This is a genomic window from Curtobacterium luteum, assembly GCF_014646995.1.
GTDB lineage: Bacteria > Actinomycetota > Actinomycetes > Actinomycetales > Microbacteriaceae > Curtobacterium > Curtobacterium luteum.
In genome coordinates this window covers 18,228-39,303 of the sequence record NZ_BMOI01000002.1, presented here as the reverse complement: position 1 = coordinate 39,303, position 21,076 = coordinate 18,228, and the positions used below count along the sequence as shown (strand labels likewise).

Sequence of the window (21,076 nt, the reverse complement as noted above, 5' to 3'; positions counted from 1 at the left end):
GAGCGTGCGAGGGAGGCGTGGCGGGCCCGCCACGAGCCTCCAGGCCGCCCCGTGTCACGGGGAGAAACCGGCGCAACGCGACCGTCATGTGTGTGGGGTATCGTTCCCGGTACGCAAGCGCTCCGGGGTCGGTGCAAGTCCGAACCGGTGGTGACAGTCCACGAACTGATGACGGGTGCGAACCCGGCAGAGGTTGACCTGGTGGGATTCCAGGACCGACGGTGAGAGTCCGGATGGGAGGAAGCGCTGGCGGACAGTCGACGCCGTCGACCCGTCCGCCCGTGTCGACGACCGTCGCGCGAACCCGGAGTCCCGTTGAGAGGACACCAGTGTTCACCGGCATCATCGAGGAACTCGGCACGGTCACCGCCGTCGAGCAGCACGGCGACTCCGTCGCGCTCACCGTCCGCGGCCCGCTCGTCGTCGCGGACGCGTCGCACGGCGACTCCATCGCCACGTCCGGCGTCTGCCTGACCGTCGTCGAGCAGACCCCCGACACGTTCACCGCGTTCGTCATGAAGCAGACGCTCGACATGAGCGCGCACGGTGCGCTCGTCGTGGGCGACACGCTCAACCTCGAGCGCGCGGCCTCGGTGGGGGACCGGCTCGGCGGTCACATCGTGCAGGGCCACGTGGACGGCACGGCGACCGTCCTCGAGACGGCGGACGGTGACGGCTGGCGGCGGGTGCGGTTCTCGCTCGCACCCGAGCTCAGCCCGCTCGTCGTCGACAAGGGTTCGATCGCGCTCGACGGCGTCTCCCTCACGGTGAGTGCGGTCTCGTCGGAGGACACCCCGCCCGAGGCGGCCTGGTTCGAGGTGAGCCTGATCCCGGAGACGCTCGAGGCCACGACGCTCGGCCTCCGGGTGCCCGGCGACCGCGTCAACGTCGAGACCGACGTGCTGGCACGCCACGTCCGGCGCATGCTGCGGCTCGACGCGGCGGCGTCGGCTGCCGGCGCTGCTGCGGCCCCCGTCCTGGAGGCCCGGTGATGGTCACGCACGTCCCGCACGTCGCACCCGTGGTCGCGTCCGGCCCCGGCGAGCACCGGGTCCCGGGCCTCGCGAGCGTGGAGGACGCCGTCGCCGCGATCGGCGCCGGACGGCCGGTCATCGTCGCCGACGACGAGCACCGGGAGAACGAGGGCGACGTCATCCTCGCCGCGGAGCTCGCGACACCGGAGTGGATCGCGTGGACCGTCGCGCACTCCTCCGGGTTCGTCTGCGCCCCGGTGTCGGCCGAGATCGCCGACGCCCTCGACCTGCCGCCGATGGTCGACCACAACGAGGACCCACGCGGGACCGCCTACACGGTGACGGTCGACGCGGCCTCCGGGATCACGACGGGCATCAGCGCCCACGATCGTGCCCGCACCCTGCGCGTCCTCGCCGACCCGGCGTCCGTCCGGTCCGACCTGCACCGCCCCGGCCACGTCGTGCCGCTCCGAGCGCGCTCCGGCGGCGTTCGGGAGCGTGCCGGCCACACCGAGGCGGCCATCGAACTCGTGACCGCGGCGGGGCTGCGCCCGGCAGCGGCAATCTGCGAGATCGTCGACGAGGACGGCAGCATGATGCGGCTGCCGCGGCTCGTCGAACTCGGGGTGCGCGAGGGCGTGCCCGTCATCACCATCGCCGCACTCGTCGAGTGGCTCGACGCGGCTGACCGGGCGTCGGACACGCCCACGGAAGGAACGACACGATGAGCGGAGCGGGAGCAGCGGAGCGCGGCCACGTCGACGGCACCGGTGTGCGGGTGGCGATCGTCGCCGGCCAGTGGCACGACGTGATCGCGGACGGCCTCCTCGCCGGCGCCCAGCGCGAGGTCGAGCGTCTCGGTGCCTCGGCGACCGTCATCCCCGTGCCCGGGAGCTTCGAGCTGCCCGTGGTCGCGAAGGCGGCGCTGGAAGGCGGGTTCGACGCGGCCGTGGCCCTCGGGGTCATCATCCGCGGCGGCACCCCGCACTTCGAGTACGTCTCGAGCGCGGCGACGAGCGGCCTCACGACCGTCGCGATCGAGACCGGCAAGCCCGTCGGCTTCGGTGTGCTCACCCTCGACGACGAACAGCAGGGCATCGACCGCGCGGGACTGCCCGGGTCGAAGGAGGACAAGGGAGCCGAGGCGGCGCACGCGGCCATCGCCACCGCGGTCACGCTGCGGTCGCTGCACGTCCCCGCCTGACGCTGCTCCCGGCAGCACCGGAGCGCACCCCCTCGCCGAGGGGGTGCGCTCCGTCATGTTCGGGGTGTAGTTTTTGAACGTGTTCGAAAACGAGGTTCCGCAGACGAAACGTGAACGCACGAGGGCTCGGATCCGCGAGGTCGCCCTCCGGTCCCTGCGGAAGAAGGGCTACGACGCGACGACCATGCGGAGCATCGCCGACGAAGCGGGCTCGTCCGTGGGGAACGCCTACTACCACTTCCCGACGAAGGACCACCTCGTGCAGGAGCTCTACGTCGAGGTCCAGCGTGAACACCTCGCGCTCGCCGCACCGCAGCTCGAGGGCATCGAGGACCTCGCCACCCGGATCGGGATCGTCGTCCGCACGGGGCTCGGCAACCTCCGCAGCTGGCACGAGCTGGCGCCGCAGTTCCTCACCACGGCCATCGCGCCCGGCTCACCGAACAACCCGATGTCCGCCGAGTCGGGGCCCGCCCGGGACATCGTGCTCGGGCTGTTCCGCGACGCGGTCGAGGGCTCCCGTACGCAGTTGCCCGGCACGCTCGGCGCGGACCTGCCGCACGCGCTCTGGAACGCCTACCTGCTGCTGACGCTGTTCTGGGTCTACGACTCCTCGCCCGCACAGCGGCGGACGGACCGACTCGTGGACGCCGTCCTCGGGGTGCTCCGTTTCGCCCTGCCCATGCTCCGCGTGCGCCCCTTCCGCCGATCGGTCACGGAGATCGTCGGCATCGTCGCCGGGCGGGACGCGTGAGCGGCTGGCGGTTCCGGGACACCGTCGGCCTCGTCGCGCGAGCATGGCTCTGGCTCGCCGGGGTCACGGTGCCCCTCGTGTCGCTCTCGGTCGTGTGCTGGTGGGTCACCGCATCGGTCGTCGCGGACGACTGGTCCGGCGGCGTCGACGACGGTCTTTCGGCGGTGTACTGGCTGCTCCTGTTCGACGCCGTGACCGCGGTGGTCGCCCTCGGCGGCGCGGTCGTGTCACTCCCGTTCACCCACGCCCTCGGCGTCCTGATGGCGGGTGTGCGCTCCCGCAGCCTCCAGGTGGTCGCCACGACCGTACTCGCCGGCGGACTCGGATCGGCGACGGGGTGGGCCTCGGGAGAGGCGTGGGCGCCACAGTCCGGCCCGTTCTTCGCTGCGTTCGTCGGGGTGACCGCCGCCGGTGCCGGTGCGCTCGCACGGCAGGGACAGCTCCGGTCCGCTGCCCGTCGCGCGTCCTCGGTGGGTCGGCCGGAAGCGTTCCGGCCGTGACGGCGCCGGAACCCGGGCATGACCCGGAGCAGGCGGACGCACCGGAGCAGACGGACGCACCGGAGCGGTGGACCGTCGAGGACGCCGGGGCGCTGAACGCTCGTGCCGCAGGGTGGATGCTCGGTGCGACGCTTCCGACGGCGTCGTTGCTGGGGATGCTCCTCGCGCCGATCGTCTCGGACTCGTGGGTCTTCGTGGGCGGGCCGTGGTGGTCGGCGATCGGCGGGATCGTCAGCTGGGTCGTGCTGGTCGACGGGGTCTCTGTGCTCTTCGTCCTCGGGTTCGCGTTCGTCACCGTCCCGGTCACCTACGCCGCAGGCCGCTTGCTCGAGCGGGCGCGGCGGCCGTGGACGCAGGTGATCGTCCACGCGTTGCTCGCCGGGACCATGGCGGCAGTGCCCGCGTGGATCCTCGGGGCGGATTCCCTGGGGGTCACCGCGCCGATCAGCATCGCCGCCGGTGCTGCAGGCGCCCTCGCGCGGCGCGGCCAGCAGCGGCGCGCTCGCGTCGTCGGTGGGCGGGCGGCGCTAGGACCGTCCGCCTGACCGACGGGTGCCGCGTGCGGTGCTGACACACGGCGTCCGCGGTCCGCGGTGCGCGGTGCGCTCCTGGCGACCATCGTGCGCTGTCGGGACGTGGCACGGTGGCCACCGTCGGAGCGCGGACCGAGACGCCGGACGCATCGAAACGACTCGAAGACGTCACGCTCCGGCATGCAGTCGTCTCGAAGCTGCACGACCACATGCAGGCGGTGTACTGGACGCGTGCCGAACTGCTCCGCGCAGCAGGTGCTGACGACCTCGACTTCGAGCTACCGGCGGAGCCGGACGCTCTCGTCAGGATCGGAACATGCGAGCGACCAGAGCCGAGCGGCGGCTGCGCAACGTGCAGACCCTGCTTCTCCTCGGGGCTCTCCTGGCAGCGCTCCTCGCGGCCGTGTTGCTCGTGCTCGCAGGCGTCCCTCAACCGATCGCCATTGCAGTCGGCCTCGTCGTGTACCTCGCTGGCTGGAGAACGATTCTTCGAGCTGTCCGCCGGCGCAGAGATGCGAGACGGGACACCGACGACCGCTGAACGATCGCCCATGGGCACCAGGTGTGTCGGCGGGCGTGAGCTGTGCGCCGGGCGTGCGCCGCGCCTCCAAGCCGGTCCGCACGGCGGAAACGACGACGGCCCCGCACCGGAGGGTGCGGGGCCGAGCGTCGTGTGCGGCGGTGACTACCGCTTGCCGAACACGTGGATCGGCAGGAAGAACGAGATGCACATGAGGATCAGGCCGCCCATGAAGACGAACGCCTGGCCCGACGCGACCTGGAACGCGAAACCGAACAGGTACATCGACACCAGCAGCAGCAGGATCGAGAAAACAGCGGCGATGACGCGGCCCACGGTGGTACCTCCGGAATCAGCGGGTGATGCGGGTGCCAGTCTATCCCCAGGAGCGGGGCGACTGGTTCACGCGGCCGGCTTGGTCGCGATGAGTCGGTCGACGACGGCGAGCAGGGCCTCCATGTCGACGACCCCACGGGTGGGCCGGACGTCCGTCGTGGCACCGAGGGACGCCTGGTGGTAGAGCCCGTCGCCGAGCAGCTTGACTGCCTGCGCCGTCGGCTCGTCACCGAGCTCGTCGACGAGCGTCTCGAGCCAGGCGTTCTCAGTCTCGTCGAGGGTGCGGCCCGCCTCCTCGTAGCCGGCCTGCTGCAGGCGGCTCGCAGCGAGCAGTGCGAGGTCGAGCTCGCTGCCGACCCACTGGCAGTTGCGGACGAAGTAGCGGGCGACGCCGTCCTCGGCCTCGCGCATCCGCTCGACGTCGATCGCGGAGAGGTCGGAGAGGCGCTCGCACAGCCCCTCGACGAGGGCGACCTTCGACCCGAAGTGGTACAGCAGCCCGCCCTTCGAGACACCGGCGCGCGCGGCGACCGCGTCGAGGGTCGCCGGACGCTCGCCTTCCTCGCACACGATGGCGACGAAGCTGTCCAGGACACGATCGCGGGCGCTTGCCATGCCGGAAGTCTGCCATGCGCGGGCGGGGCCAGCGCGCACGGCGCGGAGGCCGGCTGGACGCGGCGCGGGCGAGGGCGCGAGCGCCGTGGACGCGAGCGCGGGCGCCACAGGCGTAGGCGCTGCGGACATGGGCGCAGGCGCCGTGGGCCATCCTCCACGGCGCCTGCGGGTCGTGTCAGCCCTTGAGGGCTCCGGCGGCGATGTTCGCGATGAAGTGTCGCGAGCCGATGATGAACACCCCGATGAGCGGGAACACACTGATCACCGCGCCCGCCATCACCGAGCCGAGGTCCGTCGCGTTCACCGAGCTGAGCGAGGCCAGCGCCACCTGCAGCGTCTGTCCCTTCGGGTCGATGAGCACGATGAGGGGCCAGACGTAGTCGTTCCACGAGCTGATGAAGGTGAAGATCCCGAGGAACGCCAGCCCACCCCGGAGCATGGGCACCGCGATCGACCACCAGGTCCGGAAGAACCCGGCGCCGTCGACCCGCGCGGAGTCGATGATCTCGTTCGGGATCGACCCGGTCGCGAACTGTCGGAGCAGGAAGATGCCGAACGCGTTCGCGGCTCCGGGCACGATCAACGCCTGCAGGCCGCCGATCCACCCGAGGTGCGCCATGAGCACGAAGCTCGGCACCAGCGAGAGGCTGCCCGGCACGAGGAACGTCGCCAGCATGATCGTGAAGAGGGAGCGCTTGAACGGGAACTCGTACTTCGCGAACGCGAACGCGGCGAGCGAGTCGAACAGCATGACGAGGACCGCGGTGGCCCCGGACACGAGCACCGTGTTCCCGAGCGCCCGGAGCATGTCGACGCTGCCGAACACCGTCGCCAGGTTCTGCATCGTGTGGTCGCTGAACCAGAGCGAGGGCGGGTAGCCGAAGATCTGCGCGTTCGACGACGTCGACATCACGAGCAGCCAGTAGAACGGGAAGATCGACAGCACCACGCCGACGATGAGGCACAGGTGGGTGACGACGCGTCCGACCCAGCCGTGCCGGAACCCACGGCGGTGGTCGTCCGGCCGGTCGGCGACGGCGTTCGGGCGGCCGAGAGCAGCTGCGGTGTTCGTGGTGCGGGGCGTGGTGTCGGCGCTCATGCGCGGTTCCCCTTCGTGGACGTCGTGGACGTCGTGGACGTGGTGGCCGGGGCGAGGGCGAGGGCACGCGCGGTGCGCAGTCGCCTCGGTGTCTTCAAGCCGTCCCGTTCGCTGAGCAGTCGCCAGTTGATGATCGCGAACACCACGGAGAAGAAGAACAGCACCCAGGCGATCGCCGACCCGTAGCCGAAGTCGAACTGGTTGAACGCCTGGTCGTACTGGTACAGCACGATCGTCATGCCGGCTTCGTCCGGTCCGCCGACGGCCTGGCCGTTGAACAGGATCTGCGGCTCGGTGAAGAGTCCGAGACCACCGATGGTCGACGTGATGACGGTGAACAGGATGACCGGACGGAGCATCGGGATCGTGATCCGGGTGAAGATCTGCCAGGTGTTCGCGCCGTCGACCTTCGCGGCGTCGTACAGCTCCGTGGGGATCGACTGGAGGCCGGCGAGGTAGATGATCGCGTTGTACCCGGTCCACCGCCAGATGACCATCACCGCGATGGTCACCTTGACGCCCCAGTAGGTGGACAGCCACCCGACCGGGTCCGCACCGACGGCACGGAGCGCGGCGTTCACGAGTCCGAAGCCGTCGGAGAACACCGACCCGAACACGATGGCCATCGCCACCATGCTGGTGACGTTCGGGATGAAGTACGCGACGCGGTAGAAGCCCTTCGCCCGGATGTTCCCGTGGAGCAGGAACGCGAGCACGAGCGCGAGGAAGAGCATCGGGACCGTGGAGATGATCCAGATGATGAACGTGTTCGACACCGCGTTCCAGAACCGCGGGTCGCCGAGCAGGTACTGGTACTGCGCGAACCCGACCCACGCGGGCGCACCGACGCCGTCCCAGTCGGTGAACGACAGCACGATCGAGAACACGATCGGGAACAGCCCGAACACCAGGAACAGGACGTAGAACGGCGCGATCGCGACGTACTGCGGCCAGAAGCGGCGGAGGGACCGGTGGCCCGTCGCCGCGGTCGAGATCGACGAGGTGGACGTCCCGCCGACGACCGGGTTCGCGGTCGTCGCCGGGGCTTCGCGGGTGGAGGTCATGCCGCCACCCCCCGCTTCGCGAGGACGCGGTCGGTCTGGTCGACTGCGTCCTTCCACGCCCGCTCCGGGTTCTTGCCCGTCGACTCGACGTTGGTGATCTCGGTCGCGAACGCGCCGATGAACCGTTCCCGGTTCGAGATGTAGGTCACGGGCACCTCCGGTGCGGCGTCGCGGAAGAAGTCGAGCGGATCCTGGTCGCCGAAGTAGTCGCCCGGGTTCCGCATGAGCCCGTTCGAGAAGGACGCCGGGGTGGAGGGGAAGAGCTGGATGTCGTTGTAGGTGTGCGACTGGACCTCTGGCCCGGTGATCCACTTCGCGAACGCCACGGCCGCCGCCGGGTCCTTCGACGACTTCGGCACCGCGAGGAACGAGCCACCGCTGTTGCCGGGGCGTTCGGGTTGCCGGGCGATGCGCCACTTGCCGGAGAGGTCCGGCGCGGTGTCGTGGATGACCTGCGTCCACCACGCGCCCTCGATCTGTCCGGCGACCCGACCGGCGACCCACCCGGCGTTCTGGTCGGTACCGGACTGCAGGTTGCCGGTGATGCCGGCCCGGATCGACTCGACCGCGTTGTCCCAGGCCTTCCGCACCGCGCTGTCGTCGCGCTGGTACAGGGGCTGGTCGTCGCGGTCGAAGTAGCGGGTCGGGCTCGCTGCGATGTACTGGTTGAAGAGCTGCGTCGCCGTGATGATGGTCGCCGCGCCCGTCTTCCGCTTGATCTGCTTGCCGAAGTCCCGGAAGTCCGACCACGTGCCGATCGCGGCGCTGACCTCGTCCGGCGCCGTCGGCAGGCCCGCCTTCCGGAGGACCTCCTGGTTGTAGAAGAAACCGGTCGGTCCGGTGTCGACCGGCCAGAAGCACTGGCGTCCCGACGGTGTCCGACCGAGGGAGAGCTTCCAGTCGTAGTACGACGACCGCTCGGCCGCGGTGGGACGGAAGTCGGTGAAGAGCTCCTCGTCCGGGAAGTACAGCCAGCAGTTCGAGTTGATCATCAGGACGTCCGGGATGAACGCGTTGCCGGCGAGGGCCGTGCGGAACTTCGTGTCGTACGACGCCCCGCCGATGAGGTCGGGGCGGAGGCGCTTCGACCCCTGCCCGGGGATCCCCCCGGCGGCCCGCCGCAGGAACTTCGGGTCGAGCGACCGGTTCCAGTACCAGAGGACGAGCTCGTCCGGGTCACGGGAGATCGCGGTGCCGGTCGAACACCCGGCCAGGAGGGTGGTGGTGGCGAGTGCCCCGAGGGCTCCCGCCCCGGCGAGGAACCCCCGCCTGCTGAGACGGACGGACTGCGCTGCTGTCACGGACGACCTGCTCTCGTCGTTGAGATTGCCGGACACCTCGGCGGCGCGCTCGTCGGGCAGCGGCCGGCGCACGCGGACTCATCGTCGAGACCCGTGCCGAGCGTTCGACCGTGAACGCTCACGAAGTGGTCAGAGCATGCTCTCCGCGACACGCCGTGTCAAGCCTCCCCGGCATTGTGCTGACGGGCTGATCGGGCTAGCGTCACTGCGACCGTGAAGGTTCACGACGAACAGGATCCGCATGTCAGCGCAGACCGCGACCCCCGCCACCACCCGCACGCACGACGGGTGGGCCGTCCTCGGACCCGGCGGCATCGCCCGCCGGTTCCTGTCCCAGTTGCCGGCGAGCGGGAACGGCGCCACGGGCACGGTCGACCCGGCGGTCGGCGGCGTGCTGGTCGCCGCCGGCAGCAGCGACCCCGCCCGCGCGCAGGCCTTCGCGGACGAGGCGTCCGAGCACGGCTTCGACGACGTCACGGCGGCGTCGTACGACGAGGTCCTCGCCGACCCGCGCGTCGACGCGGTGTACGTCTCGACGGTGCACACCGGGCACGCGCACCTCGTGCTCCGTGCCCTCGCAGCCGGGAAGGCGGTCCTCTGCGAGAAGCCGCTCGCCCCGAACCACGGCACCACGATGGCGCTCGCCGATGCCGCACGCCAGGCGGGACTCCCGCTCGTCGAGGCGTACATGTACCGCTTCCACCCGCAGACCGCTGCGCTCCGTGATCTCGTCCGCGACGGCGCGATCGGCGCCGTGACGCACGTCGACGCGTCCTTCGCGTTCCGCGCCGGCTCACGGACCGGCCGGCTCTTCGACGTCGCCACCGCCGGCGGCGGCATCCTCGACGTCGGCGGGTACCCGGTCACGATGACCGCGGCGGTCGTCCAGGCGGCGACCGGTGTCGCCGTCGCCGAGCCGACCGAGCTCACCGCGACGGGGACCCTCGGCCCGACCGGCGTCGACGAGTGGACTACCGCGCACCTCACCTACCCGTCCGGCATCACGGCCGTGGTCCGCACCGGCGTCCGCGTGCAGGACGAGAACGCCGTCACCGTGTACGGCACGCGTGGCCGCATCGTGCTCCGCGACCCGTGGACCCTCGGCGACGACCCGACGATCGAGGTCAGCACGGTCGACGAGGAGCCCCGGACGCTGTCGTTCGCCGGCGCGAAGCCGTACGCGCTCGAGGCCGACGCCACGACCGCCGCCCTCCGCGAGGGGCGCACGGACGCCCCCGAGATGACGATCGACGAATCCCTCGCGACCGCACGGACCCTCGACCGGTGGCGGGCAGCGATCGGCCTCCGCTACCCCTTCGAGGCCGAGGACGCCGACATCCCGACGGTGAGCGGCGCCCCGCTCGTCGTCGCGGCCGCCGCCCCGGACCACGCGGACAACCCGATGCGGTACGGCGAGATCGCGGGGGTCGGCAAGCGGCTGTCACGCCTCGTGATGGGCGTCGACAACCAGCTGGACCTCGCCCACGCCAGCGCCATCTTCGACCACTTCGTCAGCCGCGGCGGCAACGTCTTCGACACCGGCTACATCTACGGCGGCGGCACGATGGAGGGGCGCCTCGGCAAGTGGATCCAGAACCGCGGGATCCGCGAGGACGTCGTCGTCATCACGAAGGGCGCGCACACGCCGTTCTGCGACCCGGAGTCGCTCACCGCGCAGCTGCTCGAGAGCCTGGAGCGCCAGGGCACCGACTACGCGGACATCTACATGATGCACCGCGACAACGAGGACGTCCCCGTGGGGGAGTTCGTCGACGTGCTCGACGAACACCGCCGCGCGGGGCGCATCCGGGTGTTCGGCGGCTCGAACTGGAGCCTCGAACGCTTCGACGAGGCGAACGCCTACGCGGCGGCGAACGGCAAGCACGGCTTCGAGGTGCTGAGCAACCACTTCGGCCTCGCCGAGGCGTACGACGTGCCGTGGGCTGGCTGCCGGCACGCGACCGACCCGGCGTCGAAGCGCTGGCTCGAGGAGCGTCAGGTCCCGCTGCTGCCGTGGTCCTCGCAGGCCCGCGGGTTCTTCACCGGCCGTGCGACGCCCGAGGACACCAGTGACGCCGAGCTCGTGCGCTGCTACTACTCGGACGACAACTTCGAGCGGCTGCGGCGGGCTCGGGAGCTCGGCGAGCAGTTCGGTGTGCCGGCGACGGCCATCGCCCTCGCCTACGTGCTGAACCAGCCCTTCCCGACCTTCCCGCTCTTCGGACCGCGTACGATCGCGGAAGCCCGCTCCTCCATGCAGGGCCTCTCCGTCGACCTCACTCCCGAACAGGTGGCATGGCTGGACCTCCGCGACTGACCGATCCGTCCCGCGCCGCGGGCGAGATGCCCGCGACGCCACCGGTGCCCGCGGCGCCGTCCCGCGCGACGATCATCGACGTCGCCGCCGCGGCCGGGGTGTCCCGCCAGACGGTCACGCGTGCGATGAACGGCATGTCCGGGATCAGCGCGGCCACGAAGGAGCGGGTGCTCGCCGCCGCCGAGCGGCTCGCGTACCGACCGTCCCGGTTCGGCCGCGGACTCGTCACGGGCGGTGACCACCAGCTCGGCCTGGTCGTCAACGATCTCCGGAACCCGTACTCGCCGCAGCTCGCGTCGGCCGTCTACCGCCTGGCCGCCGAGCAGGGCTGGAACGTCATGCTCGCGGACACGACCCTGGCGGGCGACGCTGATCGCATCGTGCAGGCGCTCGGGAGCCAGACGGACGTGGTCATCGGCTACCTCGGCAACCGCCGCGAACGGTGGACCGAGCTCCTCGGGTCCGTGCCGATGGTGGAACTCGACCCGTCCGTCGACCCGCCGACGGCCGCCGTGTGGATCGACCCCGCCGAGTCGATCGAGGCGCTCGCGGACCACCTCGTCGCGACCGGCGTCCGGCACCCCGTCGTGCTCGACAACTCGCAGCCGGGGCAGCCGAGCGCCCGCGGCGTGCTGATGCTCGACGCCCTGCACCGACGCGGCTACCTCCCCGAGCTCGTGCACGGCCCGCACGGCACCGCCGAGTGCGGCGCGGAGGAGACCGCACGGGTCCTGGCGCGTCGGCGCCGCCTCGACGCGATCCTGGCCTTCAACGACGTCATGGCGCTGGGGGTGCTCCAGGCATGCCGACGTGCCGGGGTGGACGTGCCCGGCGACCTCCGGGCGGTGGGTGTGGACGGCCTGCCGCTCGGCGCGCTCGTGTCGCCGACCCTGACGACGCTCGCGGTCGACCTGGACGCCGTCGCGCGCGAGGCGCTCGACCTCGCGCTCGGGATGCTGGCCGGGGAGCTGCCGCGGAGCGGTGCGACCGTGCAGCGCACGGTCCGGCACCGGCTCCTGGTGCGCGAGAGCGCGTAGTCGGCTCGCGCCGGGCCGCGCGGCACGGCTCCGACCCGTCGGCCTGGAGGCCCGTGGCGGGCCCGCACCGCGCCTCCCGGCCGCCTGTTGGTTGCATTTGCAACCAACACCGTCCAGACGGTACACTAACGGAGTTCTGACGGGTCGCGTGTCCATCTCCGCGCCCCGTCCCGGACCACCCCCACCGAAGTGCCGTCGACCTGGTCCGGCTCGAAGTCCTCCAGGAGTCACCCGTGTCCGCTCTGCTCACCAGCCCCGTCGCCACCGCCGTCACCGGCAGCCGCGCCCGACGGTTCGCGGCCCTCGCCGTGCTGATGCTGCCGGTGCTGCTCATCTCCGTCGACAACACCGTGTTGAGCTTCGCGCTGCCGTCGATCAGCCGCGCGCTCGACCCCGACGCCACCACCCAGCTGTGGATCGTCGACGCCTACCCGCTCGTCCTCGCCGGCCTGCTCGTCGTGATGGGGAGCATCGGCGACCGCATCGGGCGACGGCGGATCCTCGTGGTCGGCGCGACCGGCTTCGCGCTGCTCTCCGTCGCCGCCGCCTTCGCCACCGACGCCTGGATGCTCGTCGCGGCCCGGATCGCCATGGGCGTCTTCGGCGCGATGCTCATGCCCGCGACCCTCTCCATCATCCGCAACGTCTTCACCGACGCAGGAGAGCGGCGGATGGCGCTCGCCGTCTGGTCGACCATGTTCGCGGCCGGGAACGCCCTCGGTCCGCTCGTCGGCGGAGTGCTCCTCGCGCACTTCCACTGGGGGAGCGTGTTCCTGGTCGCGGTGCCGATCCTCGTGCTCATGCTCGTCGGCGTCCCGTTCTTCGTGCCGGAGTCGCGCGACCCGGCGCCGGGTCCGGTCGACGTGCCGAGCATGCTGCTGTCCCTCGGTGCGCTCGGGCCCACGGCCTGGGCGATCAAGTCGGTCGTGCACCCGGAGGAGCTCGGACTCGCGATCGCGATGCTCGCGGTCGGCGTGGTCTGCGGTGTCGCGTTCGTCCGCCGACAGCTGCGCTCCCGGACGCCGATGCTCGACCTCACGCTGTTCCGGAGCACGGCCTTCACCGGCAGCGTGCTCATGAACCTCGCGGCGATGTTCTCGCTCACCGGGTTCCTGTTCTTCATCGCGCAGCACCTGCAGCTCGTGGCCGGGCTCGACCCGTTCACCTCCGGCGTCGTGCTCGTCCCCGGCTCGGTGCTGACGATCGTCGCGGGTCTCGTCGTCGTGCCGGTCGTCGCCCGGGTCGCGCCGCGGTGGGTCGTCGCGGTCGCGCTGCTGTTCTCGGCGGCGGCCTACACGATGGTCGCCGTGCTCGGCCACCACGCCACGGTCGTCGCGCTCGGGTTCGCGTTCGTGCTGCTCGGCATCGGGATCGGAGCGTCCGAGACCGTCACGAACGACCTCATCATCTCGACCGCCCCGGCGGACAAGGCCGGTGCAGCGTCCGCATTGTCGGAGACGGCGTACGAGATCGGCGCCGTGCTCGGCACCGCTGTGCTCGGGACGATCCTCGCGACGGCGTACCGGGCGCACGTGGTCGTGCCGGCCGGGTTGTCCTCGACCGCGCACACGGCGGCGCAGGAGACCCTCGGCGGTGCGGTGTCGGCAGCCGCGGACCTCGGTGGGTCGGCGGGGCAGGCGCTGCTGGCGTCGGCGCGGGCGGCGTTCGACTCCGGCGTGACGATCACCGGGTCCGTGGCGGCCGTGCTCATGGTCGTGGCGGCGTTCGGCGCCGTGGTGATGCTCCGCCGCCGGTAGGGACCCGGGGTGGTGGTGTCGGGGACCTCGCACCGTGCGAGCCGTCCGCGCCCCGATACGCGCGGTGCGAGGTTTCGCGCAGCGTGCGGGGGTGATCGCCTCGCACCGTGCGTGGAACCTCGCACCGTGCACCGTGGTCGCCTGGCACCTCGCACCGTGCGAGCCGTCCGCGCTCCGATACGCGCGGTGCGAGGTTTCGTGCACCGTGCGGGGGTGATCGCCTCGCACCGTGTGTGGAACCTCGCACCGTCCGCTGCGCGCGCCTGGCACCTCGCACCGTGCGAGCCCGAGCCCCAGCCCCAGCCCCAGCCCCAGCCCCAGCCCCAGCCCCAGCCCCAGCCCCGGCGCGTCCCGGCCAGCCGCGCCCTGCCGCGCGCCCCGCTCCGGGCGTCACGGGACGTCACACGGCACGCCCGGGATCGCGGGAACCTGTGAATCGTTGACCTCAACCATGGTTCAAGTCCTACGTTGGGACGTGGCCGCGAGGAACGCGGTCGACCCCCAGGGACAGGAACGACCACGACTGCCATGCCCGACGCGCCCGCGGACCTCACCGACGCCTACAAGACCGCCTTCCGTGGCCACCCCGCGGGCGTCGCCGTGATCACCGCCGAGGGCCCCGACGGCCCGACCGGGCTCACGGCGTCGAGCGTCGCCAGCGTCGCCGTCGACCCGCCGGTCCTGGTGTTCTCCCTGTCGACGAACTCCGGTTCGGCCGGGGTCGTCCTCGGCGCCCCGGTCTTCGTGGTGCACCTCGTCGACTCGCACGGCGTCGCACTCGCCAAGCGCTTCGCGAGCACCGGCAGCCCGGCCGCCGACGACCCGATCTGGGGCACCCTGCCCTCGGGCGACCGCTACCTGCCGGGCGCCGCGACCGCCCTCCGCTGCCGGCCCCTCTCGACGACCCCGATCGGCTCGTCCACCGTCGTGGTCGCCGAGGTCCTCGACATCGTCGTCGGCCTCGGGCACGGCGAGCCGCTCGTCTACCACAACCGGGAATTCCACTCCCTCACCGACCGTTCCCGGCTCTCGTGAGCCGCGGAGCACCGTTCCGCCAACCACCGATCGAAAGGACCTCACATGGCTGAGTACACCCTGCCGGAGCTGCCGTACGACTATGCAGCGCTCGAGCCGCACATCAGCGGCAAGATCATGCAGCTGCACCACGACAAGCACCACCAGGCCTACGTCACGGGGGCGAACACCGCGCTCGAGCAGCTCGGCGAAGCTCGCGAGTCCGGCAACTTCGGTGCGATCAACAAGCTCGAGAAGGACCTCGCGTTCCACCTCGGCGGCCACGTCAACCACTCGATCTTCTGGACCAACCTCGGCCCGGACACGAAGGTCCCGGAGGGCGAGCTCGCCGCCGCGATCGACGAGTTCTTCGGCTCCTTCGAGAAGTTCCAGGGCCAGTTCGCCGCCGTCGCGAACGGCATCCAGGGCTCCGGCTGGGCGGTCCTCGCCTGGGACCAGGTCGGCCAGAAGCTCGTCACGTTCCAGCTCTTCGACCAGCAGGCCAACGTGCCGCTCGGCGTCGTGCCGATCTTCCTGCTCGACATGTGGGAGCACGCCTTCTACCTTGACTACCTCAACGTCAAGGCGGACTACGTCAAGGCCGTGTGGAACATCGTCGACTGGGAGAACGTCGCCGCCCGGTTCGCGAACGCCAAGTCGCAGAGCTTCGTCACGCTCTGAGTCGCGTGCAGCGGGTCGCGTGACGCGACCCGGATGACGGACGGGAGGCCCGGTGCCAGCTGGCACCGGGCCTCCCGTCCGTCATGTGGGGCTCATCCGACGGCGCAGCGCGCGCCGGTGACGAGCCGGTCGGCGACGGTGCGCAACGCGGCGTCGACATCGGTCTCGTCCGGGTCGACCAGGAACGCCCACTGTGCGCCGCGTGCTGCCCGCACGGCGTCCGCCGCGGCCTCGGCTGCCGCCGGCACCGGGTAGCCGTGTGCCGAGCACCACGCGGTGAGGGCCGCGAGGTGCCCGCGGTGCACGAGCCGCTCGCGGTCACGGCCGTCGAGGGTCTCGACCGCGCCGAGCTCGAAGGCGAGCCGGGCCGCGAGGAGCCGCTCGCGGTGGTGGAGCCCGCCGAACACGGCGATCAACCACGCTCCGAGGGCGTCCTCGTCTGCTTCCGGGTCGAGGACGAGGACGTCGACGTCGCGCTCGAGGTGGTCGACGACCGCGTCGATGAGGGACTCCCGCGAGCCGAAGTGGTAGACGATCGGGTACGCACTCGTCCCCAGCACCCGGCCCAGGCTCCGCACGGAGACGGCTTCGAGCTTGGTGTCGTGCAGGTGCTCGGTGACCTTCTCGATGATCGCGGGCTTGAGCGTGGGATCGGGCTTCCTGGGCACGTGGTCCTCCGGGGCGCGTGGCACGGCCGCCGGATGCGACCACAAGAAATATTACCGGATGTGCGGCACATCCGGCCAGTCCCTCCCTGTGGGATCACGGAGGAAACCGGAGAATTGCTCGGGTACACGTAGACTCGAGACGATGTCCACGTCCCACGAGCACGTCGTGCCGCCCTCAGCGCCCGCGAGCACCCGGGCGCTCCCGGCGGACCGTGGACGGCGTCGCGGGGTCGGGAAACGCTTCCTCGTGGTCGGCGACGTCCTCGACGGGATCCTCGTCCACACCACCGCGAGCGCCATGGGCGTGCACGACCCGGCGGCCACCATCCGGCACCGGGCCCTCGGCGCCGGCGGCAACACCGCCACGTGGTTGGGATGGCTCGGGGCCGAGGTCGACCTCGTGGCTCGGACCGGCGTGGACGACGTCTACCGGCACGAGCGCGGACTCGAGGACGCCGGCGTGCGACCGCACATCCGCTACGACGCACGCGCGAGCACGGGGACCGAGGTGTCCGTCCGGAACGCGCTCGGACGCACGGCGATGTCCGACCCGGCGGCGTCGGGGGTGCTGTCGGCCGCGGACGTGCCGCCGGACCTCGTCGCACGCGCGGACATCGTGCACCTGACCGGCGCGGGACTGCTGACCGGCGGGGGAGCGGAGCGCGTGGCGGAGCTCGTCGCCTGCGCGCGGGCCGGTGGAGCACGCGTGTCGCTCGACCCGTCCTCCGTCGCCGTGGTCCACACGCTCGGACCGGCCGCCCTGCTCGAGGCTCTGACCGGGGTCGACGTGCTGTTCCCCGGGCGCGACGAGGCCCTGGCGTTGACCGAGACGACGGACCTCCGTGTGGCCGTGCGCCGTCTCACCGAGCACGTCCCGCTCGTGGTCGTCACCGTGGGGCCGGAGGGTGCGGTCCTCGGTCGCCCCGGGCGCAGCCCGCAACGCGTCGCTGCGACGCCCGCGACCGTGGTCGACACCCTCGGGGCCGGCGACGCCTTCGCGGCCGGCTTCCTCCGGGCCTGGGCGACGGACCCGGTGCGCATCGGCTCGGCCGCTCGTGAAGGGGGTCGGGTGGCGGCGCGGGCGCTCGGGTTCGTCGGAGGTCGACCGCCAGCCTGACCGGGGCGTGCTCAGACGCGATCGGTGGTCGATCGTCGGCGATCCGCGGTCGATGGTCTGCGAGCGCGCCCGGCCGGCGGTCGCCGTCGGTCAGGACTCGCTGCGCTCGGCCGTCACGTGGAGCGTCTGCACGAGGCCGGCGGCGAGCGGTGCGAGGCGGATCTCGACACGGAGCCGACCGGACGACCCCGGGAGCCACCAACGGAGGTGCGTCGGTGCCGTCGACCGCTCCTCGACGGGCGCGGCGCTGAGGTCCGCACCCACCGCAGCGACCTGTTCGGCCACGTGTCGTCGGCGTCGCTCGTACGGTTCGTCGAGCGCGACGTTCGGGGTGAACACCGCGTCGGCCTGCCGGTCGTCCCACGCCGCGAGCAAGGCCGTCACCCGCTGCTGCGCGGTCCGCGTCGCCGGCAGTGCCGTGACGGCGTCGGCCGGTGCGGCTGCGTCGAGCAGGAGGTCGAGCGCCGCGGTCGCCGCCGCGGACACCTTGGCCTGCGTGGCGTTCTCGAACGCGACGACGCCGAACCCCTGCTCCGCGGACCACCGCATGTGCGCCGAGAACCCGGGGTAGCCGCCCGAGTGGGAGACGATCGGACCGGAGCGGTCGTCCTGCTCGACGAAGAGGCCGAAGCCGTACGCGGTCGCGCGGCTCGAGCCGGGGACCACGCTCGGGGGGACCACCCGCATCGCCTGCTGCATGAGCCGTCGGTCGGCCGGGGAGACCGGGCCGGCCTCGGGTTCGTCGGTGAACGCGGACGCCAGGTGTCGGCCCCACCGGGCGAGGTCGGAGACCGTCGAGAACAGACCGCCGATGGAGGAGAACGCACCGGGTCCGGTCAGGGGGAGCGGCTCCCAGGTCCCCGCGTGGGGTCGGACGCCGACCACCACGTGTCCGTCGGCCTCGGCGGCGGAGAACACGGTGCTGTCGAGTCCGAGCGGGCGGAGCACGGTGCGTGACGCCACCTCGGTGTAGGGCTCGCCGGTCACGTCGGCCACGACCCGGCCGAGGAGCGCGTACCCGAGGTTCGAGTACGCGAAGCGGGTGCCGGGGACGCTGTCGAACAGCAGCCCGCCGGCGAGCACCGCGTCGAGGTCGGCGTCGCTGATCGACTCCTGCCGGTCGGCCCAGGGGTCGTCCGTCGGGAAGCCGGCGGACATCGTCAGCAGCATCCGGATCGTCGGCACGGGGGAGTCGGTGGTGGGGAGCACGACGGCGCCGAACGCCGGGACGTGGTGGGCGACGGGAGCGTCGAGATCGAGACGGCCGTCGGCGACGAGCGCGAGCAGGGTGGCCGCGGTGACGCTCTTCGTGCAGGATGCGATCCGGTACACGGTGCCGGCGTCGGGCGCGAGGCCGTCACCCCGGTCGCCGTGGCCACCGGACGCGACGAGCCCGGTGCGGTCGAACACACCCCAGACGGAACTCGGTGCGACCCCACGGGCGACCCGGTCGGCGAAGAGGGCGTCGATCCGCGCGAGCTCGTCGTGCTGGGTCACGAGCGGCGCATCCGCTCGTAGGCGTCCAGCGCACGCTGGCGCGACTCCTTGAGGTCGACCATCGGTTCCGGCCGGTCCTCGTCGGCGGGGACCCACCGGCGGACGTACTCCCGGTGCGGGTCGAAGCGTTCGAGCTGCCGTTCGGGGTTGAACACGCGGAAGTACGGGGCGGCGTCGAAGCCCGAACCCGCGACCCACTGCCAGTTGCCGGGGTTGTTCGCGGCGTCGGCGTCGACGAGGCAGTCCCAGAACCAGCGCTCGCCCACCCGCCAGTCGACGAGCAGGTTCTTCACGAGGAAGCTGCCCGTCGCGAGGCGGACCCGGTTGTGCATCGCACCGGTGTGCCAGAGCTCCCGCATGCCGGCGTCGACGAGGTCGAACCCCGTGGTGCCCGTGCGCCAGGCGCCGAGCTCGGCCTCGGAGGCGTCGCGCCACGGGAAGGCGTCGAACTCGCGTCGGACGTTGACGGTGGCGATGTCCTCGCAGTGGAAGTACTCGTTCCAGTTGAACTCGCGCCACGCCAGCTGTCGGAGGAACGCGGGGGCCTGCTGGCGCTGCGACGGTTCGAGCTGTCCGTGCAGGCGGTGCCACACCTGGTACGGGCTGATCTCGCCCCAGCGCAGGTGCGGGGACAGGCCGCTCGTGGCGTCCATCGACGGTTCGTCGCGCTGGCCGTAGTCCTCGAGCGCGTGCTCCACGAAGTGCTCGAGGCGTCGGTGCGCGCCGAGCTCGCCCGGGGTCCAGGCGTCGCGGAGCCCGCCCGCCCAGTCCGGCTTCGTCGGCAGCAGGGCCCAGTCGGCCAGGTCGTCGCCGGAGACGTCGGCGGGCCCGGGCAGGTCGCGGGGCTTCGGCAGGGGGTGCCGCGGTTCCGGCAAGGCCTGCGTCGCGCGCCAGAACGGCGTGAACACCTTGTACGGCGCGCCCTGACCGGTCGTGACCGTCCACGGCTCCCAGAGGAGGTTCGCCGCGAAGCTGTGCGCCTCGACGCCGCGGTCGTGCAGGCTCGCCTTGATCCCGGCGTCGATGTCGCGTTCCGCGTGGCCGTAGCGTCGGTTCCAGAACACGGCGTCGGCCCCGGAGTCCGCGACGAGGGCGTCGATGACGTCCGCCGCTGCGCCACGCCGGAGGACGAGGCGCGACCCGCGTTCCCGGAGTGCTTCGTCGAGCGCGGTCAGCGAGTGGTGCAGCCACCACCGTGCCGCGGCCCCGATCGGCCGGACGCCCGGTGACTCGTCGTCGAGGACGTACACGACGGTGAGCGAGCCGCCGTGGTCGATGCCGGCGCGGAGGGCCGGGTTGTCCGCGAGACGGAGGTCGTCGCGCAGCCAGACGATCGCGCCGCTCACACGGAGGCCGTGTCGGGCGAGGGACGGCTGGGTGTGACTCCCTGACCGGCCGCGCGGCGGACCTTCGTGCACAGCTCGGTCAGCGTGCGGAGCTCGCCGTCACTGAGACCGGCGCCGAGCACGGCGGCGATGCTCGCGGCGTGCTGGACGGCGACGGAGCGGTAGACGTCGAAGCCGTGGGCAGTGAGGGCGACGTACACGCCGCGGGCGTCGGTGGGGTTTGGCTGCTTCTCGACGATCCCGCGCGAGGCCAGGCGGTCCACGAGACGGCTCACGCTCGGCTGGGTGAGGAGGAGGTGCCCGGTGAGGTCACGCATCCGGGAGCGTCGACCGGGCTGGGTCGAAAGGTTGAAGCAGACGTCGTACTCGTTGAACGAGATCTCCCCGCCGGGGAACTCCGCGTTGAGGTTCCGCATCACCTGCACCTGTGCGCGGAAGAGTGCCTCCCACGCTGCGACCGCAGTGGCCTTGTCACTCACCTTGCGTGCTCCCTCTGGTCCGTCGCCCAACCCTACCGACGACGCCCGACAGACGGACGCGTGCGCGAGCGGTGCAGTTCCGGAAAGCACGAGGGCCGGCCACCCGATGGGTGACCGGCCCTCTCCCTTGCAGGACGGTGCAGTTCCGGAAAGCACGAGGGCCGGCCGTCCGAAGACGACCGGCCCTCTCCCTTGCACCAAGAGTGTCCTGCAATCACATTCCACAGGCGGTGCCACAGCAAACACTGCCTGCGTCTTCGACT

The 21,076-nt window shown here is 71.7% G+C and carries 21 protein-coding genes, 1 pseudogene and 1 riboswitch; of the genes and pseudogenes, 13 read left to right on the top strand and 9 right to left on the bottom strand.

Annotation, left to right across the window (positions count from 1 at the left end; translation table 11 throughout):
* Positions 1–115 precede the first annotated feature (115 nt).
* Positions 116–249, top strand: a riboswitch (FMN riboswitch).
* A gap of 80 nt (positions 250–329) precedes the next feature.
* From IEY20_RS03535 to IEY20_RS03505, 7 genes and pseudogenes are all read left to right on the top strand, one after another.
* Entirely contained in the window at positions 330–992 is a 663-nt protein-coding gene (locus IEY20_RS03535; RefSeq protein ID WP_175329496.1) for a riboflavin synthase, read from the top strand.
* Positions 992–1,663 (top strand): annotated as a pseudogene (gene ribB / locus IEY20_RS03530) (3,4-dihydroxy-2-butanone-4-phosphate synthase); the annotation flags it as partial. The gene IEY20_RS03535 and the pseudogene ribB, both read left to right, overlap by 1 nt.
* Positions 1,664–1,698: 35 nt before the next feature.
* On the top strand, positions 1,699–2,178 hold the full coding sequence (ribH, locus tag IEY20_RS03525; protein WP_022903697.1) for a 6,7-dimethyl-8-ribityllumazine synthase: 480 nt from the start codon (positions 1,699–1,701) through the stop codon (positions 2,176–2,178).
* Between the two features lie 79 nt (positions 2,179–2,257).
* Complete coding sequence (locus tag IEY20_RS03520; protein WP_175329556.1) at positions 2,258–2,932, top strand: TetR/AcrR family transcriptional regulator; 675 nt, start codon at positions 2,258–2,260, stop codon at positions 2,930–2,932.
* Complete coding sequence (locus tag IEY20_RS03515) at positions 2,929–3,432, top strand: hypothetical protein (protein WP_175329494.1); 504 nt, start codon at positions 2,929–2,931, stop codon at positions 3,430–3,432. Before IEY20_RS03520 ends, IEY20_RS03515 begins: the two co-directional genes overlap by 4 nt.
* A complete protein-coding gene (locus tag IEY20_RS03510; protein ID WP_188888909.1) occupies positions 3,429–3,977 on the top strand; it encodes a hypothetical protein in 549 nt (182 codons plus the stop codon). The genes IEY20_RS03515 and IEY20_RS03510 overlap by 4 nt, the downstream gene beginning before the upstream one ends.
* Before the next feature lie 304 nt (positions 3,978–4,281).
* Entirely contained in the window at positions 4,282–4,506 is a 225-nt protein-coding gene (locus IEY20_RS03505; RefSeq protein WP_175329492.1) for a hypothetical protein, read from the top strand.
* Between the two features lie 144 nt (positions 4,507–4,650).
* Here IEY20_RS03505 and IEY20_RS03500 read toward each other — a convergent pair whose 3' ends face one another.
* The 5 genes from IEY20_RS03500 to IEY20_RS03480 form a co-directional block, all read right to left on the bottom strand.
* Positions 4,651–4,821, bottom strand: coding sequence for a hypothetical protein (locus tag IEY20_RS03500; RefSeq protein ID WP_175329491.1), 171 nt, complete (start codon positions 4,819–4,821; stop codon positions 4,651–4,653).
* A 66-nt stretch (positions 4,822–4,887) separates the two neighbouring features.
* Complete coding sequence (locus IEY20_RS03495; protein WP_175329490.1) at positions 4,888–5,436, bottom strand: TetR/AcrR family transcriptional regulator; 549 nt, start codon at positions 5,434–5,436, stop codon at positions 4,888–4,890.
* A gap of 175 nt (positions 5,437–5,611) precedes the next feature.
* The gene (locus tag IEY20_RS03490) at positions 5,612–6,535 is read right to left on the bottom strand and encodes a carbohydrate ABC transporter permease (protein ID WP_175329489.1); all 924 of its coding nucleotides are present in this window, start codon (positions 6,533–6,535) and stop codon (positions 5,612–5,614) included.
* A complete protein-coding gene (locus IEY20_RS03485; protein WP_175329488.1) occupies positions 6,532–7,599 on the bottom strand; it encodes a carbohydrate ABC transporter permease in 1,068 nt (355 codons plus the stop codon). The genes IEY20_RS03490 and IEY20_RS03485 overlap by 4 nt, the downstream gene beginning before the upstream one ends.
* The gene (locus IEY20_RS03480; protein ID WP_175329487.1) at positions 7,596–8,900 is read right to left on the bottom strand and encodes an ABC transporter substrate-binding protein; all 1,305 of its coding nucleotides are present in this window, start codon (positions 8,898–8,900) and stop codon (positions 7,596–7,598) included. The genes IEY20_RS03485 and IEY20_RS03480 overlap by 4 nt, the downstream gene beginning before the upstream one ends.
* Before the next feature lie 241 nt (positions 8,901–9,141).
* Here IEY20_RS03480 and IEY20_RS03475 point away from each other — a divergent pair, with 241 nt between their 5' ends.
* From IEY20_RS03475 to IEY20_RS03455, 5 genes are all read left to right on the top strand, one after another.
* Positions 9,142–11,217, top strand: coding sequence for an aldo/keto reductase (locus IEY20_RS03475; RefSeq protein ID WP_188888907.1), 2,076 nt, complete (start codon positions 9,142–9,144; stop codon positions 11,215–11,217).
* Entirely contained in the window at positions 11,196–12,254 is a 1,059-nt protein-coding gene (locus tag IEY20_RS03470) for a LacI family DNA-binding transcriptional regulator (RefSeq protein WP_229727848.1), read from the top strand. Before IEY20_RS03475 ends, IEY20_RS03470 begins: the two co-directional genes overlap by 22 nt.
* A gap of 233 nt (positions 12,255–12,487) precedes the next feature.
* Positions 12,488–14,011, top strand: coding sequence for an MFS transporter (locus tag IEY20_RS03465; RefSeq protein ID WP_188888905.1), 1,524 nt, complete (start codon positions 12,488–12,490; stop codon positions 14,009–14,011).
* A 528-nt stretch (positions 14,012–14,539) separates the two neighbouring features.
* Complete coding sequence (locus tag IEY20_RS03460) at positions 14,540–15,046, top strand: flavin reductase family protein (RefSeq protein WP_022903992.1); 507 nt, start codon at positions 14,540–14,542, stop codon at positions 15,044–15,046.
* 45 nt (positions 15,047–15,091) lie between these two features.
* Complete coding sequence (locus tag IEY20_RS03455) at positions 15,092–15,706, top strand: superoxide dismutase (protein WP_175329484.1); 615 nt, start codon at positions 15,092–15,094, stop codon at positions 15,704–15,706.
* A gap of 92 nt (positions 15,707–15,798) precedes the next feature.
* On the opposite strand, the gene IEY20_RS03450 is transcribed toward IEY20_RS03455, so the two are convergent.
* Entirely contained in the window at positions 15,799–16,374 is a 576-nt protein-coding gene (locus IEY20_RS03450; protein ID WP_175329483.1) for a TetR/AcrR family transcriptional regulator, read from the bottom strand.
* Positions 16,375–16,516: 142 nt separating this feature from the next.
* Here IEY20_RS03450 and IEY20_RS03445 point away from each other — a divergent pair, with 142 nt between their 5' ends.
* Entirely contained in the window at positions 16,517–17,491 is a 975-nt protein-coding gene (locus tag IEY20_RS03445) for a carbohydrate kinase family protein (protein WP_188888903.1), read from the top strand.
* 90 nt (positions 17,492–17,581) lie between these two features.
* Here IEY20_RS03445 and IEY20_RS03440 read toward each other — a convergent pair whose 3' ends face one another.
* From IEY20_RS03440 to IEY20_RS03430, 3 genes are read right to left on the bottom strand one after another with little or no spacing between them, the layout of a single operon-like run.
* Positions 17,582–18,988, bottom strand: coding sequence for a serine hydrolase domain-containing protein (locus IEY20_RS03440; protein WP_175329481.1), 1,407 nt, complete (start codon positions 18,986–18,988; stop codon positions 17,582–17,584).
* Entirely contained in the window at positions 18,985–20,334 is a 1,350-nt protein-coding gene (locus IEY20_RS03435) for a cryptochrome/photolyase family protein (protein ID WP_022902492.1), read from the bottom strand. The genes IEY20_RS03440 and IEY20_RS03435 overlap by 4 nt, the downstream gene beginning before the upstream one ends.
* Positions 20,331–20,813 carry a MarR family winged helix-turn-helix transcriptional regulator gene (locus IEY20_RS03430; protein ID WP_229727846.1) on the bottom strand — a complete coding sequence of 161 codons (483 nt, stop codon included), beginning with the start codon at positions 20,811–20,813 and terminating at the stop codon, positions 20,331–20,333. Before IEY20_RS03430 ends, IEY20_RS03435 begins: the two co-directional genes overlap by 4 nt.
* Positions 20,814–21,076 lie beyond the last annotated feature (263 nt).